The organism is Microcoleus sp. B3-D7, assembly GCF_036705305.1.
GTDB lineage: Bacteria > Cyanobacteriota > Cyanobacteriia > Cyanobacteriales > Microcoleaceae > Microcoleus.
Map to the genome: position 1 here is coordinate 1 of NZ_JAUBUE010000060.1, position 17180 is coordinate 17180.

Annotated in this window: 10 protein-coding genes; 5 read left to right on the forward strand and 5 right to left on the reverse strand. The window is 45.6% G+C overall.

Going from position 1 to position 17180, the window contains the following annotated elements; genetic code table 11:
* Both QUB25_RS26500 and QUB25_RS26505 read right to left on the reverse strand, forming a co-directional pair.
* Positions 1–4076 (reverse strand): serine/threonine-protein kinase PknK (locus tag QUB25_RS26500; RefSeq protein WP_333187947.1); only part of this gene is annotated, 4076 nt, incomplete at its 3' end.
* Positions 4077–4594: 518 nt separating this feature from the next.
* Entirely contained in the window at positions 4595–9466 is a 4872-nt protein-coding gene (locus QUB25_RS26505; protein ID WP_333187952.1) for a CHAT domain-containing protein, read from the reverse strand.
* 399 nt (positions 9467–9865) lie between these two features.
* Here QUB25_RS26505 and QUB25_RS26510 point away from each other — a divergent pair, with 399 nt between their 5' ends.
* On the forward strand, positions 9866–10060 hold the full coding sequence (locus QUB25_RS26510) for a hypothetical protein (protein ID WP_333171260.1): 195 nt from the start codon (positions 9866–9868) through the stop codon (positions 10058–10060).
* 110 nt (positions 10061–10170) lie between these two features.
* On the opposite strand, the gene QUB25_RS26515 is transcribed toward QUB25_RS26510, so the two are convergent.
* Positions 10171–10461, reverse strand: a complete 291-nt coding sequence (locus QUB25_RS26515; protein WP_333187955.1) for a hypothetical protein — start codon at positions 10459–10461, stop codon at positions 10171–10173.
* Positions 10462–10681: 220 nt separating this feature from the next.
* Here QUB25_RS26515 and QUB25_RS26520 point away from each other — a divergent pair, with 220 nt between their 5' ends.
* The 4 genes from QUB25_RS26520 (at position 10682) to QUB25_RS26535 (ending at position 13824) form a co-directional block, all read left to right on the forward strand.
* On the forward strand, positions 10682–12223 hold the full coding sequence (locus QUB25_RS26520) for a nucleoside transporter C-terminal domain-containing protein (RefSeq protein ID WP_333187957.1): 1542 nt from the start codon (positions 10682–10684) through the stop codon (positions 12221–12223).
* A gap of 220 nt (positions 12224–12443) precedes the next feature.
* Positions 12444–13049, forward strand: a complete 606-nt coding sequence (locus QUB25_RS26525; protein WP_333187960.1) for a DUF3318 domain-containing protein — start codon at positions 12444–12446, stop codon at positions 13047–13049.
* 47 nt (positions 13050–13096) lie between these two features.
* Positions 13097–13369 carry a hypothetical protein gene (locus QUB25_RS26530; protein ID WP_333187963.1) on the forward strand — a complete coding sequence of 91 codons (273 nt, stop codon included), beginning with the start codon at positions 13097–13099 and terminating at the stop codon, positions 13367–13369.
* A gap of 2 nt (positions 13370–13371) precedes the next feature.
* Positions 13372–13824: an HNH endonuclease gene (locus QUB25_RS26535; RefSeq protein WP_333187966.1), complete on the forward strand. Its 453-nt coding sequence runs from the start codon at positions 13372–13374 to the stop codon at positions 13822–13824.
* A 155-nt stretch (positions 13825–13979) separates the two neighbouring features.
* On the opposite strand, the gene QUB25_RS26540 is transcribed toward QUB25_RS26535, so the two are convergent.
* A complete protein-coding gene (locus QUB25_RS26540; protein ID WP_333187968.1) occupies positions 13980–15782 on the reverse strand; it encodes a glycosyltransferase family 39 protein in 1803 nt (600 codons plus the stop codon).
* Positions 15783–15876: 94 nt separating this feature from the next.
* Entirely contained in the window at positions 15877–17094 is a 1218-nt protein-coding gene (locus tag QUB25_RS26545; protein WP_333187970.1) for a glycosyltransferase, read from the reverse strand.
* Positions 17095–17180 lie beyond the last annotated feature (86 nt).

Consider the following 17180-nt stretch of genomic DNA (forward strand, 5'->3'; position numbering starts at 1 on the left):
GCGCCTGCATTTTCGATGGCGATTTTCATCAATCTTTCCAGTAGCTTACTCAAAACTATTTCACCTGAAATTGCTTGAGAAGCTTTCATTACTGTGGCTAAATCTAGCGTTTCTCCCAAATTGGTGCTAGTGCTATTAGGCGCATTGGTTGTTGTGTTAACGTTCGTTTGAGTTGTTGTCTTGGCTGAGGTTCTAGCTAGGAATTGGGGGTATTTTTCTTCTAAATGCTTAACTTTAGCTACAGCGCCCCAAGCTTGGTAGCTATAATGAGCCTTTTGCATATAAACTTGGGCGATCGTTTCTTTGCCCCATGACAAGTAAAATTTGGCTGCCAGTTCGTGAGCGAGTGCTTCTTCGTTGATATACTGGTTTTCTTTAGCCAGAGCGATCGCTTTCTCGTACATTTCCATTGCCTCGATTTTTCCCCCTAAAACCCGATACCGTTCTGCCTCTACTAGATAGAACTTGTGCAAATAATTCATTGGGCCATGATGCGCCCATTTCTGCATTTTCTCTTGATTAGCTTGTACTCTGTCAATAATGCCCTGTTGCTCTGACTGTGGAGTATCAGAATACACGGCCAACCGCACCAAAGAATCGTAAAAATGGAAGATAGGAATAACGGGCAATCCTACCATTGCATCTAAACACTTCTCTGCTAGAGCAGTATTTTCAATGCCTTCTGAGTAATTTTCAAACAAATAACAAAGGTAAATTTTGTTCAAATATATGTATGCAACTGCCGATTTGTCCTTGGCCTGCTGGTATAATGGCAACTTCAGCTCCTCATCACAGGCTTCACCCTTCAGAATGCAAGGTTTTTCGCTTTTTCCCAACAAATTTAATATAGCTTGCCAATTTATTTCTATATAATTAAGCGCTATTTCTTGCTTGACATTATAAATAGCATCTCTGTTAATTGCTATCCCTCTGTCTAGCAGAGTCAGTTCTTGGCCACTATAGTAAGCTGCACAGGAGGAATGTATTAGACTAAAGCCTGCATATTCTAAATCTCCTGTCTCTATTCCGCTAGAGTAAGCAGACACTAAAGGCTCGCACGTTTCTCTCAGATGCTCTTTCCAATGTCGGGTAAATATATTTACATGGACAAATGTCTTGGCTTTGATTTCTTGAGCATTCAACTTTGACAATAGACTTAAAGCTAATTGACCGAACTGATAACCCGAATCAATATCCTCCACAATTCCACAAAGGAGAAAACCATAATTGGCATAAGCAAAGGGAGAAAGAGAAGCATTACCATATTGGACGGATAAATCTACTTGTTTGCACACCGTCAAGAGCAACAGTTGTGGAGCAGCAATGTATGCAGGAGCAAAGATACTTGATATAAGTCTCATAGCTGCTAGTTTATAGGGATCTGTCATTTGAGGCAGGTCACTTAAATCCTCAATTCGCTTCCCCTTCAAAATTGCCGCCGTTTCCCCCAGTGCTTGCCCAATATCTGACGGGTTTGGCTGAGAGGGAAACTCCACCCCTAACAGCTTTAAAACTTCTAACCCTGTATTAACGGCTTCTAGTAGCTTTTTCTGCGACACGGAAGCTTGAATCTGGACTTCATAGACTTTTATTTTTTCCAATAGGTTTTTGGCACAGTTTTGCACGACCTCAGCTAATTTCTGCATCCGGTCAAAGTCACCACTCAGAAATGCTGCCTCTGCTGCTTCGGTATGTAGTGCTAATGTCAGTCCGTACTGATGAGTCCAGCTAGAATTTGCTAGCAGTCCCAAACCTGCTTGCAAATATTGGGTAGCCGCAGCATGAGCCGTTGCTGCTTTAGCTTTTTGACCTGCGGTTAAATTAAGTTTTGCAATTTCAGTTCGTTCGGATTCATCACTAATGAGTTCAATTCCCAGATTCAAATGATCGACGATCGCAAATATCTCTTCCGCTCGTTTTTCTGGCGAGGTATTTTGCCACAGCAAGCGACCAATTTGTAAGTGAACAATTTTTTTAGAACTTTCCTCAATCAGAGCATAAGCGGCTTGTTGCACGCGATCGTGCAAAAACTTATAAGTAGTAATGACGAGATGAGACTGAACGATTTCTTCTTCTGTTACACCGAGTTCAGAAGTGGCTAAAATTAGTCCATTTTGAATGGCTGGCAATAGCTTTTGAAAGGTTTCAGCGGGAGATTTTTCATGAACAACAGACAGAGTATTTAAGTCAAAACTATTGCCAACGCAAGCGGCTAATTGTAAAATTTGTTGAGTTGAATCTGGCATTTTTCTCAATTTTGCGACCATCAACTCAACAACGTTATCGGTAATCCCTACGGCTTCAATTTCTGAAATATTCCAATCCCAGCTTCTTTGCAATAAATTGAAATTCAGGAGGGTTTCTTCATAGAGAGTTCGGAGAAACTGATTGACAAAAAAAGGATTGCCTTGAGTTTTACCCACGACTAACTCAGCTAGGGGCATGACTGCGCCTCTATCCCTACGCACAGTATCAGCTATCAAGTTAGCAATATGTCCGATATCTAAGGGAGTTAAGGTAATTTGGTTAATAGTAGCCTCTTGCTTTTGCAGCCCCTCCAAAGTCATTATCAGGGGATGTGTGGGGCTCACTTCGTTATCTCGATAAGCACCCATTAGAAATAAATATTTTGTTTCCTCATCTGCCATCATTACTTGCAGCAGTTTCAGAGTAGCGGAGTCAGCCCATTGCAAATCGTCCAGAAAAATGACTAAGGGATGCTCCACAGAGCCAAAGATCCGGATGAATTTTTGAAAGACTAAATTAAAACGGTTTTGCGCTTCTGTAGCCCCTAATTCTTGGACTGGTGGCTGTTTGCCAACGATGAGTTCTATGTCGGGAATGACATCTATAATTATTTGACCGTTATCACCAAAAGCCGCTAAAAGTTTTTCTTTCCAGCTATTGAGTTGGATTTCGCTTTCAGTTAACAGTTGCTTGACTAAGGAGCCAAAAGCTTTAACGAGCGCTGAGTAAGGAATATTGCGTTGAAATTGATCGAATTTTCCGGCAATAAAATAACCCCTTGCCTTAGTTATCGGCTTATAAACTTCTTGCACTAAGGCTGATTTACCAATCCCAGAATAACCCGACACTAACATAATTTCTTTCGTGCCATTGCTGACGCGATTAAACGCGGCTAGCAAGGTTTCTAGTTCTCGTTCTCTCCCGTAGAGTTTTTGGGGAATTTGAAATTTATCCGTAATATCTTTTTGGGCGAGATCAAAATCTGCAATCGTTCCTTTAGCCTGTAGCTGTTCCAGACATTCTTCTAAATCTGCAATGATTCCCCAAGCACTTTGGTATCTTTTTTCAGCAGTTTTTTCTAACAGCTTCATTACTATATCAGAAATTGCTTTAGGAATTCCTGTTTCTGGATTAATTTCATGGGGCGGCACTGCTTGTTTAGCAATATGACAGTGTACTAATTCCATTGCATCGTTGTAATCCCATGGCAGTTGCCCCGTTAGCAGTTCGTAAAAAGTGACTCCTAATGAGTAAAAGTCAGTGCGGTAGTCGATCGCTCGGTTCATTCTGCCTGTTTGTTCCGGCGATATATAGCTGAGAGTGCCTTCTAAAACATTAGGATTTTTTAGGGTAGGATTCTCACGATTTAAAACAGTAGAGATGCCAAAATCTATGATTTGGACTAGCCCTGTTGTCGCATTAATAATAATATTGCTCGGGTTGATATCTTTATGAATAATGTTATGTTGATGAATTTGACCTAAAGCTCGGGTTATTTTAATAGCGATTGACAAAAACTCTTCTAAGGTAAGTTTGTGCTCAGCCAACCACAGCTTTAATGATTCTCCACCACTATCCTCGAAAATGATCGCCAAACTGTTGTGGTATCTTTCTAAGCTGTAGGTTTTCGGTACACTTTCTAGGTTGAGATTGCGTGTAATTTCGTATTCCTGCTTGTATCTGACTAACGAAGCTGGCATCGGATAATCTTGCTTGAGAAATTTGAGAATGACTGGTTGGTTGTCTTGCTTTCTCAATCCTCGGTAAACTAAAGAGTTGTTGGTTTCATGTATTTGGTTGGTAATCTCGTAGCCAGCTAAATTAATCATTTTTGCAGCCTTTTTTAATAATTAATACACATTTTTTTAGCAATTCTCAATTTGTAAGTAGATGTACCCTCTAATATAAAGACTAGCCTGCACTTTAATCAAAATTTAAATTTCAACTAAAAAAATATTAATTTTTACATTTCTTCAAAAAAGTACAAATAAATATTTATGTTAGGAGGGATCTCGCAGCTTCCTCCAAAAGCAGGCAGAACAGAGTGAAGGGATCTCGCCGTTGAGCTTCCTCGGAGATTTGGGCGTTGCATAATTAGAGTATAAATATGGGGAATTACCATGTAATGAAAGCGACTGCAAATCACCCCATATAGCAATCCTTGCAGGAGTCGTAAATTTTGTACCGCACCCCAACCCTCCCCTTATCAAGAGGGGAGAAAGTAAAAAATTTACCAATGATTTAGGATTGCTATACATTACCTAAAATTTCAGGGTATTCCAGTTACTGCACTATTCATAACTTGATTCAGTAACGCCTCTTTTTCCTTCTTCATTCAACATCTCGATTACCAAGGATTGCCAATCATTGTAAAGGCGGCCCAATAATAAGGATGCAAAAGCACTCGATCGCCCCGCGCCGCAATTTCTGGAGGCAAAGTTAGACTCGTAGAAAGCCCTTCGACTCGCAGCATCCCGTCTTGAATCCGCACGCGCCCCTGCAGCATTTCCAATTGCGCGCGCCGCAAAGCCTCCGCTTTAATCATCAAATTGCCACCGCGTCTGGGGGTTCGCAACTGTCGGTAAAACTCCGTCATCAGCCCCAAAGTTCCCTCATCGCTGACTTCCCACAAACTCGCCAAAGCCGATTTAGCACCGCTAGCTACCGCCAAACCCGCAAACCCTAACTCCGCCTCTTCGTCGCCCAAAGCGGTACTGCACGCGCTTAAAACTAACAGATTCACCGGCGGTTCATTCCACCGCAACTGTGGCATTTGATCGAGGCGCAATTTAGTATCCCACAACTGAATGTAAGAATTTTTCGGTTCCCCGGGCTGGAATTCGCTGTGAGTTGCTAAGTGAATGATGCCAAAAGGCCGATTTGCCCGCTGAGCTTGCAAATTTCCGAGAGTAAAATCTTGATTCAAAAATGATTTTCCGCGATCGGGCGGCGCGATCGACTCTAACTCCACCGGTACCGCCGGCAATGGCGCTTTATCTTCAAATACCGACGCCCCCATTGCCAAAATTTCATCATCCGCAATATTGTCGTAGGCGATATCCGTCAAACTCAGACTCGGCATCACGCTAATGCTGTATTTCTCAACTAAAAAGCCTTTGCCGTCGTGAAGGGCCGCCAACGGCACGCTCCGCAAACCTGCTGCCGGAATTACAATTAAATTGTCAATCTTTAAAGCTGTCAATTCTGCGGCAACTGGTGCAATTAACCACCGATAAAGTTTTTGCGCCGTATCCAAATAACTAATGCTGCTTCTTTTGCGGGGATTAGTTATTTCGCTTTGCAAGGCGTCTGCTAGTTGCAACACCTGCCAGCGCGTTGTAGCTGAAATTAAAACGCGCCTCGGTTGAGCGTTAGCTGTTACTAACACTAATTCTAAATGCTCCCCGTTAGGAACATCGGAAACTTCTTTGCCATTTGGCTGCAACCTCTGGATCAACTTATGTTCTAAGGGATGAGGGAGCTGGGATGCGAGGTTGGTTCTCACAGGCAATAGATTAGATAAATCCTGACTTGCCACCACTACAAAATCATTTTCTTTGGCGGCGCCCGCATCCGCTCTGCTGACCCAATTCATATAAATAATGGCAGATTTTATCCCGGTAGTTTGTTCGTTTTTGCGAAGAGTTTCGTAAATAACCGACATATTACTAATCGGTCTTCTTGCGGGCAAGTCAAGATATTTTTCGTACTCGCGAGTAAAGGTTTGTTCAAATTCTAAAACTCCCGAACCTGCCGCATCTAATCTGCGAGAAGGAGCGAAAATATTCTGGCTAGTTGGGGAATGTTTGTATCTACTTTGCGATCGCAATTCTACTTGCAAAGATGCAGGAAGTGACAGCGCAGGATCGGGACTTACGGGGACTACTGGCACTACAGGCTGTGGGGCAATTTGTGGGGCAATTGGTGCGGGAATTGGTGCGGGAATTGGTGCGGGAATTGGTGCGGGAATTGGTGCAGGAGTAGAGGGCGGGCCCGGGGTAACTAGGGAAATCTGATTTGGTAAACTTCCTTGCGTGTAAGTTTGTCCAAAAGAAAAAGTGGGCAAAATGGCGTTCCCCCCGCCAGCATTAATGCTTCCCCGGGTTCCATTATCGATCGCGCCGCCAACTACAAACGGTCGATCGATACCGCCTCCGTGGCGAATTGCGACTGCCCCCGCCCCCGCACCTCCGGCAGTAGAAATACTGGAAAAATTGCCCGATATATCGTTGAAAACACTGTTCGAGCTAAACAAACCGAGGGTTGTCACATCAACGCTGCCACCACTGCCACCAGGACCACCTTGAGCGTTGATAAAGCCCAACTGAATGTTATCAGCCGCGCTCAGGGAAACGCCTCCGCCGTTGCCGTTTGAAGTGCTGCTGGAGTTGAGATCGAGAGCCGAAATGCCCGATGAAGAGGTGACATCAATATTTCCGCCGATCGCCCCCGAAGCGTTCAAAGCTCCCGCAGTTAAAGGCCCAGCATTGGTTTGGAGAGCAATCGCGCCTCCTGTGCCCGCCGATGACGAGTCGATCGCACCTGCTGCAACAGTATTTCCCTCAACCCGAATCCTCCCACCGTTCGAGGTAATATTACCAGTCCGAACCTCGCCGCTTCCTTGCAGGTTCACGCTGCCGCCATCCGTCCTTAAATTACCCTCTAAGAGGACATTTTCTGCCTTGATATCGGCTCCCAAAGCGGCCGTGCTGTCCCCCCCGAACGTAGCGGAATCTCGCGCGTTAACGCTCAAACTGCGCGCTGTAATTGTGGAAGCAGCAGTCACGCTAGCAGCGTCAGCCGAGAGCAGGCCCAACCTCTGAGTTTGACCGACTAGGCCCTCAAAAGTAATGTTGCCGCCAGCGCGCAGCGTCAAATTATTAGCCCGGCCCGGCGTGCTGTCGAGGGTATTGGCAAAAGTGATATTGCCGGTAGTGGCGGCTAGGGCGGCGGTGCGATCGACTGTGACGTTACTATTGAAATTCATGTCGCCAGATGTCGCAATATTGCCCGAAACCAGGGTACTACCGGCGTTGACAGTCAAACTCGCCAGCGGTGCAGCTTGACCGACTGTACCGCCGAACAGCACTCGCTGAGCGTCTAGTCTCAGGGCGCGAGCTCCGTCTAGGCTACCGGAGAACAGAATGTTGCCCCTAGCTTCTGTGCTCAAAGCCACGTCAGCATTGAGGGATGCGTTTCCTGTAAAAGTGAGATCCCCGCCGGATGTCGCAATGTTGGCGTTGAGATCAGTTTGAGGCGCGTCGAGAGTCAAGCTAGCGCTGCCGCTTGTTCTGAGGGGATTGTCGATCGCGATCGAGCTGCCTTGAAGTGTCAGCGGGCTGTTGAAAGTAATGGGTGCGACGATCGCGATCGACGAGCTGCTACCGTTTTCGCGCCCGATCGCGATCGAGCCGAAATCCCCCGCCAAAGCGCCGAGATCCCTTGCCGTCAAGTCCAAAATGCCCAAAATATCGCCGGTGCCACCGATCCGAATCGATCGGCTATCGTTGGGTTGCAAGCGAATTGTTCCCGCCGCACTGCTGACAGAATTGCTGCCACCTCTGAAGTCAATGCCGTTAGCAGTGATAGCGATATTGCCGCCGTTAGCATTGAGTCCGCCCAGAGAGATGCTGCTGGCGAAAAAGTTGATGTTGCCACCTTGAGTCTCGATTGAGTCCTTGGAGTCATTGACAACAAACACTCCGCCCGATCTAAATGTTACGGTGTCTCCCGTTCTCGCTTGCAGGGAAAGTTTGTTATCGGGCAAGTCTTGAAGGGTGATGTAGCCGGGGGTTTCTAGAACCACGTTGCTGCCGGCCGCCATCTGTTCCAACTGCACTTCTGAGATCGATGTTTCGTTGGGTTCTGGTGCCGATTCGAGTTCCCCGCCAGATTGCGCGCTGCTGTCACCGTTACCGCTGACGATCGTAATATTTGCCGGATCGAGCCACAAATTGCCGATCGCACCGTTAGTCGCGCGGGTATCGACCTGTCCTTGGAAAGTTAAAGCATTTTTGCCCGAAACTTCTACTTTTCCGCCGTTACCTGCGGCGATGCCCCCGCGAGCACTAATATTGCCGAAGAAGCGAGTTGTATTGTCTGACCAAATTACCGCAGTGCCGCCATTGCCGCGGTCGATCGCGTTGGCTGCGATCGTAGAATCAGGACTAACATAAGTTACCAGTGCGTTCGGCACTGGTTCCATCCCCCGGAAACCGCCTCCGACGCGCACAGTACCTCCGCCATCTGTCCCGGAAGCATTGATATTTGCGCCGAACAGTCCGACTTTTTCCCCTAAAATATTGACTGTGCCGCCAGCATTCCCAGAAGGGCCAAATACATTTACCGAACCGGAGACGATCGCACTTCCCCCATTTATCCCCACTGTTTGGCCGCCAGTCAGTACCAATTGACCTTGTTCGTTAGTCGTTAAACCTGTGGCTGACGCCACGCCGGGACCCGTTAGCAACTGAGGCAGAGAAACCGGGGCGATTACCGATTTTTCTGACTGCAAAGACGGAGTAATTTCTAAACTCAATAAGTTGCCGATTTGACTGATGCGGACTGAATTTTGCCCCGCAACAGCAGCCACAGTAATTTGACCGTTGGGAGCGGATAATTGGCCTGTATTAATAACGGTGCCACCGACCAACGTTAAACTTTGTCCGCTGCCCACTGCTAAGTTTCCCGCATTGACAATTGCACCGATTTGTGAGTTATTAAAATTAAATTGATTGGGATTTCCCCGTAAAGCTTTGTAATCATTAATTCCCCTCGAATTGAACCAGCGATCGCCGAAACCAATACCTGTAGCAGTTGTCGCCAAAAACGACCCCGGCACGTTTAATCTAGCATTTTGACCGAAGACAATTCCCGCCGGATTCATTAAGAATAAATTCGAGTTGCCACCGCTTACAGAAATCAGACCGTTAATGACGGAAACATTGCCACCGGAAATCCGCCCTAAAATATTTTGAATATTTGGATTAGTTAGAAAATTAGCTATTTGACCTTCGCTGAGATTAAATTGGCTGAAGCTGTGAAAGAGATTTGCCCCGTTTCCTGACAGTTGCCCGCCGCTAATGTCTGTGCGATTTTGCTCGGACTTAACAACAGTATTCGTGCCGTCAGTAGCAGGAACTACAGGTTGCGATCGCACTGCTAGCGGTAGCAGCCCAAAACCTAATGTCAAAATTAGAGCAGAACGAAAATAGGTCATTGGAGGAAGCTATTAGTCATTAGTCATTAGTTCTTAGTCATTAGTCATTAGCCGGAAGGAAGAGGGAATTCAGAAAAGCCAATTCTCCATTACCAATTTTAATCTCTTCTCGTTTTGATTTTTTTTGAGCTGTAATGTTCCGCCAAAGTGCCAATAAACTTAAAAAGGTCGATCGAATACCGCCACGGCCGGGGGTCGATCGCACTCCAAAACCACCCGTTGCCAGAATGTCGGAAATTTAAGGCAAATTTTGTATTGATCTGTAACAAGTGTATTGACAAAATCCCCCCAGAGTCCTATGATTTGAGCACGGATGGGGTGGGAAAGTAAAAACCCACACAAGAACTAGCTCCTCTAATAAAGTTAAAAACAAAATATTAATGCTTTTAGAGACCAACCATGCAAACTCCAACTTTCCCATTTCTAACGGAACAAATAGTTGAGCAGATATTTTCGTCAGGCGAACTGACTCGCAATGACAGACAGCGAATTCAGTCAATGCTGTTAAATGAGTCGATAGGCGAAAATGAATTGAGCTTAATTGAAAGAGTCATGGAAGGCGTAGTCAAGGGAATACTTGACGTGCTCAATTAGTTGATAACTGGCCTTAACTTATCTAAATGTAGGGTGCGCCGGGCCGCGCACCTTACCCTAATTTTAAATAAAAAAATCGCAAAGCGAAAAGCGAAAATTCTGTCACGGTTCTAAAAATCATCATCCGGGCTGTCATCCGGGTCGTCATCCGAGCTCTCATCGCGACGCACAAGTTCAGAAGGAGGCCTATCGTTACTCCAGGCCCACCACACGGAATCGCACTGGCAGCGGTAAAATTCTTGCCACTTGCGACGGTTGAACTCAGTATATACTGGCGATCGACGATTAATCCAGACCTCAGTGGCATTCGTGCAGCTAGCGCCGCACTTGGGGCAGCAAAACTCATTAGCGTGAACCGCCGTCGCAGTCCATTCAGGAGGATGTGGAGCAAAAGCTTCCATGTGTTAGAGTTTCTATCTAAACTGCTGGTAATTACGGCAAATCAAGGGTTGCTAAAGATCCGCAGAGTTCGGAATGACCTAAGCAATGACATAAGTACGCTGTTGAGTGCGTAATTTATCTGCCCGTTATTTTTTTTAGTATTTGCCGTCAGATGAATAGTATAACTGATGTGGTGCAAACCGTCGATCGGCATTCTCAACTATTTCAAGGACTAGGCTCATGTCTATCTACAATCTTATCTCGTTTCTGGGCATTTTTGGCTTATGTGCGATCGCCTGGATTTTTTCAGAAAACCGACAGTCCAAGTATATTCCCTGGCGCGTCATCATCTGGGGCATTGGACTGCAATTAGTCTTAGGATTTTTAGTATTCCTGTTCCCCCCAACTCGCATAGCTTTAGAATGGTTTACTGGCTTACTGGATGGAGTATTCACCGCTGCTGACGCTGGAGCGAGATTTGTATTCGGGAGCAATGTTGTACCGATACCTGGTAAAACTCCGGCAGTTAATTTAGGATATATTTTTGCCTTTAGAGCTTTACCGACAGTCATCTTTTTTTCTGGCCTCATGGCCTTGCTATACAACATCGGCGTGATTCAAATTATCACCGAACTTTTTGCCAAAATCTTTTATATGACAATGCGGTTGAGCGGCGCAGAAGCCCTCAGCGGTGCGGCTAATATTTTCGTAGGAATTGAAGCGGCCATTGTCGTCAAGCCTTATTTGCCGAAAATGACTCGTTCGGAACTTTGTGCAATCCTTTCTTGCTGTTTTGGGACGGCCGCTTCTTCAACTTTAGCAATTTACGTTAGTTTTCTAAAGCCAGTTTTTCCCAATATTTTAGGGCATTTAGTTTCAGCCTCAATTATCGCCATTCCCGCTTGTTTTGTTCTCTCCAAAATCTTAGTACCAGAAACAGGCGTGCCCCTGACAATGGGTGGCATTCCCAAGGAAGAGCGGAAGCCTCAAGGCCGCGAGTTTGTGGGCGAAGAAATTTCGGACACGGAGCGCGAAGAATTCAAACAAGAGACTGTTGGAGGAGAACCCATCGAACGAGTCAGCCCTCTCGATGCAGCGATAATTGGTGCATTGGACGGTGTAAAAATGGCAGTGGCAATTGCCGCTGTTTTGATTTTAATCTTAGGCTTAGTTTCTTTAATTAATCAATTCTTTGGCTGGCTGGCAATTTTGCCAGGTCCAATTGGTGACTTGTTCAAAGTTGTCACCTTAGCCAACATTATGGGAGTCTTATTTTATCCCCTGACGCTATTAACAGGAGTTCAATTAGACGACTCTTGGCAAGCATCAGTAATTATCGGTCGTAGGTTGTTAGAAACGGCGATTCCTCCCTATCAAACTCTAGCAGAAGCGGGGGCAAAAGGACTGGTGAGCGATCGTACAGTTTTAATTGTCAGTTACGCCCTTTCCGGCTTCGCCCACTTAGCCTCCGTCGGCATATTTGTCGGCGGCACGATCGCCCTAATTCCATCCCGCCGCAAAGACATTTCCGAACTCGGTTGGAAAGCATTATTTGTCGGCACCTTAGCGACAATGATGATCGCTTGCATCGCGGGCACCTTCGACACCGGAGACGCCAGCATTTTAGGCGCTAAAACAGCCCCTGCTTCCCCGTTAACAGCGCCTGATTCTCCAAAATCACCGACATCCCCAACCGTGGATTCAAAGCCGTCAGTTGCCCCAGCGATTGTCAGTCCGAAGCCTTCGCCGAAAAGTGAAAAAACAACTCCGAAAGCTCAATAGTCTCCCAAATCCGACTCTAAGAAAAGTCCTTAAATGATCTAGGGGAAAAGGACACGGCAATGCCGTGTCCCTACAGATTAGACTCAAATTGCAAGCATTCCCAAACTATCTAAAAATTATCTGCGTTTATCTGCGTTTATCTGCCTTGAATCTGCGGTTGACATATTAATCAAAAATTTCTGCAATAGGTCTAATTACCAATAACCAATTCCCAAAAAATATGAATCCCGATCCAGAAATTCGCCGCCTGTTAGATGTGATGCCAGCTTCCGGCCGCATGATGTGTAAAATTATTAATAAGCCCCAACAATCAACGGTAATTGACTGCGATTTTCCTTTGCCTTGGAATCAATCTCGCCCGATTTATATTAATTTTGATTTGTGGCGGCTGCTATCTAAGCAGCAGCGGGATTTACTGCTATTGCGGAATGTCAGTTTTCTGTGCAATTTTAAGTGGTTTAAACCGGATATTTATCAAGGTGCGGCTCTGGCGGGAATTGTCGGGACTGTTGTAGAATTGTTGCAGGGAGATGCGATCGGCACTGCGATCGCGGGCGGTTTGACGGGACTGGCGATGACTCGAATTTGGCGCGACAACCGCAGTTCCCAAGTAGAGTTAGATGCTGACGAGGGGGCGATTAGAGTAGCGGGAAGGCGCGGTTACAACGAAGCGGAAGCGGCAGGACATTTGCTTGGGGCGATCGAGGCTGTGGCGCAAATTGAAGGGCGCAGTTTGGATTTTAACGAGTTGATTCGGTGTCAAAACTTAAAGGCGATATCGGGTATTTCGGCGGTGGGCGTGCCCGATAGTATCAGGCAAGATTGAAAAAAACGTAGATATAATCAAGACGGAAACCGATAAAATCCACAACTATGCTAATCCTGCCAAAACTGGAAAACCTGCGCGATACTCTACCTATAGAAGGAGCTGTCCGCATTGAATTAGTGGAAGGCATACCCATTTTTAGAGCCTCCACCGCTGTCAAAAATCGAATCCAAGAACTGTTGGACAAACAACAAACTTTGCCCCTAAATCCTGACGAAGAACAAGAACTCAATCTTTACGAAGAAATCGACGATTACCTCAGTTTTGTCAATCGGACTGTCCGCAATCTTTTCTTGGGCCAGATTCAGCCTACTGTGTAGAAATGTCGGCTCGCCGTCAAATCCCAGAAAATATCCAAAATCAAGTTCGTCAGAGAGCAAACTGTCTGTGCGAATATTGTCATGCTTCCGAACAATGGCAGTACGTAGAGTTTACTATCGAGCACATCATTCCCTTAACTAAAAATGGGACTAACGATATTGACAATTTGGCACTAGCTTGCTTTCACTGCAACCGCAAGAAATCTGATAAAACTAGAGCGATAGATGCTCAGTCAGACGTAGAAGTACCGTTGTTTAACCCCAGACAAGATAGTTGGAGCGAACATTTTATTTGGTCGGCTGATGGATTATCAATAGTTGGTTTGACTCCAATTGGACGAGCTACAGTTACAGCATTAGTCTTAAATCGAGAGAGAGTCATTAATATTCGGGCCGCTGACAAAGCTATAAAACGACATCCACCTGCAGGCGATTTAATTCAATCAGAAAGTTGAGCATACTGAGAGTTATTCAAAGTTTTATCGGCTACCTCTGCCGCAAAAGTTTTACTGTCATGAAAAATAGATTCCTGCGGCAAGCTTAGCTAACGCACTTATTTTAATTATTTTAATCGAAAGCGCGATCGACCGAGCCATTCCCTAAGACTGACCTATGACCTAGAACAATGATAAACTTGATATTCATACCCATCCACCGCAGGCAACTCGCGCGATTCAACCTGACATTTTTGTGCTTCTAGATTGACAGGTGCGCGAAAATTAACCAGCCACAAATCAAGCGGAAGTTCTAATTGACTGAGTGTTTTGTCAAGTGTCCCTGCCGCTATTTCCCGCCCATCCCTTCTTTGATTAGCCAAAAGAAATAGCGGAGAATCAAAGGCTTTAACTTCTTCTTTCTTCCTAACAGCCGTTACATCCGTTACATCCCCTACAAAATCCGTTGCCGAACTTCTTTCCCATTCCCACCCTATCCCCATCAACTCTCCTATTTCTACATGAGTCTTTTGAGTAGTGGCAATTAACACGGGAACTTTCGATACTTGGCGGATAATCGGAATTAAAAGGTCGGGTTTGTAATATTTGCGATAGCCGAGATTGGAATTTACTGTGACACCGCTAAAAAAACCCATTGCTAAAATTAGCACCACTGCTTTTTTGCCCGGAAGTTCGATCGCCCGTAAATTAAACCATTGACTTTTTACTGTAGGCGTGTTAAAAATAACCGCCAAGGTTGCTCCTAAAAGCAATATCACCCCTGGAAAGTAGACGAAATTGTATCGAGCCCCGCGAGTTAGGTCAATCCCTAAAATATATGCAAAGCTGAAAAATAGGAAAATTGAGCCTATGACAAATCCGCCGAAAATAACAGTACCTAAACGACTATCGGGCGTTGTTAAGGACTTTTTAAGAGCGCTAAACAGGATGGGAAGTACCAATATAAAAAATATTGTCATTACTATCGCCGATGCAACTACTACTGCCAAATTGGGCGATTCAACGGGCAGCAGAGACATCACAGTGATCCATCCAGCTAAAGCTTGAAAAATCGGCGCGATCCAATTTAAAAATGTGCGATCGCCGCTGACAATCCAATTAGTTAGTTCGCTGCCGTATTTATTTGACAAAAATACCGGCAGCCAAACTAAACCGCCTGCTAAAGTGCCGATCGCTACTGCGAACAGTCGCCAGAGGATTTGAAATTGCCAAATATTAAGCTGCGGGCTGTTGTTAATTGGCAACTTTCCATTAAACTGCTGCCAGATTACAGCAATTAATGCTATTGCTTCCCCACACAAAGTCAGTGCAAAAAAGTAGTGAGCCGCAATTCCCAAACAGTTAACAACTACCCAAAGCAGCACCGCCCAAATAGGCAGGGGAGCGGGCTGTTGCAGCTTTTTTGCAGCTAAAGCGAGGCAAAAAAGAGAGGCAATAACTAATAAGATTCCTAAAGTGTAATGGCGAGCTTCTTGAGCGAGATAAATGCCGTAGGGAGAAACTGCCATCATCGCGGCGGCACATTGACCGACTAAACGAGAACTAAAAGCAAATTTCCCCAAAAAGTAGATAGCTGGAACTGAAAGAACGCCCAATAATGCAGGAAGAGCTCGCCCAATCCAAACTAAACTATCCTCAGAAACCCCAAACAACCGCATCCACCAATGAGCGAGCATAAAATATACAGGTGGATGGTTGCTTTCTAGCAGCAAATTGCGGAGCACGTCGGGGGTGTCAGCATTGGGGCGCAATTGTAGCGGTTGTAATAATGTAGAAAGATCGATCGCGCGATCGATCGGCACCCCTCGAAAACTGTTGCCCAAACTAAACACTAGAGTGGAAAACTCATCCGTCCACAGCGGTTTAGATCCCAAATTGCCAAAGCGCAAGATAAAGGCGATCGCCGTCCACAGAAATAGCAACAACAGTTGTTTGTTATTAATCATTAATTGAGTCATCTAAAGACAATTGGGAGTTTACTGTTGTCAGTTGTTAGTTGGGAGTTGTTAGTTGTCAGTTCCAATAACCGCTAACGAATAGCCAAAATAAAAACTACTTGTGAACGTCGGTCACCCGCCAACTCAGCTTCATATTGATCCAAAAATTCCACAGAGTCACAGTTGCGATCGCAATCAACTTAGCCAAATACTCGTTTACCTTAAAAACATTAAACAGCAGATTCACCAGCAGCACGTTCATCATCAAGCCCATCAAACAAATCACATTAAATTTCAACAGCCGTTTCAAGCGCTGGCGCTTTCCAGGCTGCCGCTTAGAAATATCACCAAAAGTCCATAAATCGTTCCACAAAAAATTATTGAGAATTGCCACTTCAGCAGAAAAGATTGCACTGCGAGTCAGCCCCAAACCGAGGAAAGTCCGCAGCAGGTAAAAAACTCCCATATCTACAAATACCCCGCTGAAACCCACGATGCCAAAGCGCAGAAACTTACCCATCGGCCACCGGGCAAACCGCAACCTCAGCAAATGTTGCAAATACTCAATATACTGTTTCCAAGTAACTTTGCTCTCACCTTCTTGCCGCTCCTGAAACACGTAACCAACTTCTCCAATCCAGCCGATATTCCCCCGGCCGAGCACTTCAATCAATATTTTGTAACCAGCAGGATTCATGGTTTTGCCCGCAATGCAAGTGCGACGCAGCATAAAATAGCCGCTCATCGGATCGGAAACTCGGCCCACCACTCCCGGCAGGAGCACCAACCCCAGAGTTTGAGCGCCCCGCGATAAAAATCGCCTGACAAAACTCCAGTCGCTCACACCACCCTCGCCAACGTGACGACTCGCAGCAGCTAAATCTGCTCCCCGCTGAATTTCTGCTAAAAGCTGCAATAGCGTCTCCGGGGGATGCTGCAAGTCGGCATCGATGACGCCCAAAACCTCGCCCTGAGCTGCCTGCCACCCGCGAATTACCGCTGTGGAAAGTCCCCGCTCCTCTTCCCGGCGCATTACCCGCAATTGCGGATATTTCGGTGTCAGGGACAGGGCGACTTCCCAGGTACGATCGGAGCTGTCGTCATCGACTACAATTAATTCGTAGTTGCCGGGAAGGATACCATCGAGCAATTGGCTCAATTTTTCCACAATACTCTGGATATTCGTGCGCTCGTTGTAGGTGGGAATTACCAGGGAAAAATAAATTGGCGGTGTGCGTGCGTGTACAAAAGTTGAACCGAAAGCCTGTATAGCAGGAATCTGCAAAGGCCCCGACGGCACTGGCAAGAGCTGATTTGGTTGGTAGCTGCCCATAATTTGAGTGTTCAGAAAGTCAAGAATATTTTGCTAGCACTTGAGATTGTAAAATATAGTTCCTCCATAATTGATTAGTTAAGATA

Coding starts and splice junctions, on each gene's coding strand:
- QUB25_RS26510 (WP_333171260.1), top strand. CDS start 9,866: ATGCAAACTCCAACTTTCCCATTTCTAACGGAACAAATAGTTGAGCAG.
- QUB25_RS26520 (WP_333187957.1), top strand. CDS start 10,682: ATGTCTATCTACAATCTTATCTCGTTTCTGGGCATTTTTGGCTTATGT.
- QUB25_RS26505 (WP_333187952.1), bottom strand. CDS start 9,466: ATGACCTATTTTCGTTCTGCTCTAATTTTGACATTAGGTTTTGGGCTG.
- QUB25_RS26530 (WP_333187963.1), top strand. CDS start 13,097: ATGCTAATCCTGCCAAAACTGGAAAACCTGCGCGATACTCTACCTATA.
- QUB25_RS26535 (WP_333187966.1), top strand. CDS start 13,372: ATGTCGGCTCGCCGTCAAATCCCAGAAAATATCCAAAATCAAGTTCGT.
- QUB25_RS26540 (WP_333187968.1), bottom strand. CDS start 15,782: ATGACTCAATTAATGATTAATAACAAACAACTGTTGTTGCTATTTCTG.
- QUB25_RS26525 (WP_333187960.1), top strand. CDS start 12,444: ATGAATCCCGATCCAGAAATTCGCCGCCTGTTAGATGTGATGCCAGCT.
- QUB25_RS26545 (WP_333187970.1), bottom strand. CDS start 17,094: ATGGGCAGCTACCAACCAAATCAGCTCTTGCCAGTGCCGTCGGGGCCT.
- QUB25_RS26515 (WP_333187955.1), bottom strand. CDS start 10,461: ATGGAAGCTTTTGCTCCACATCCTCCTGAATGGACTGCGACGGCGGTT.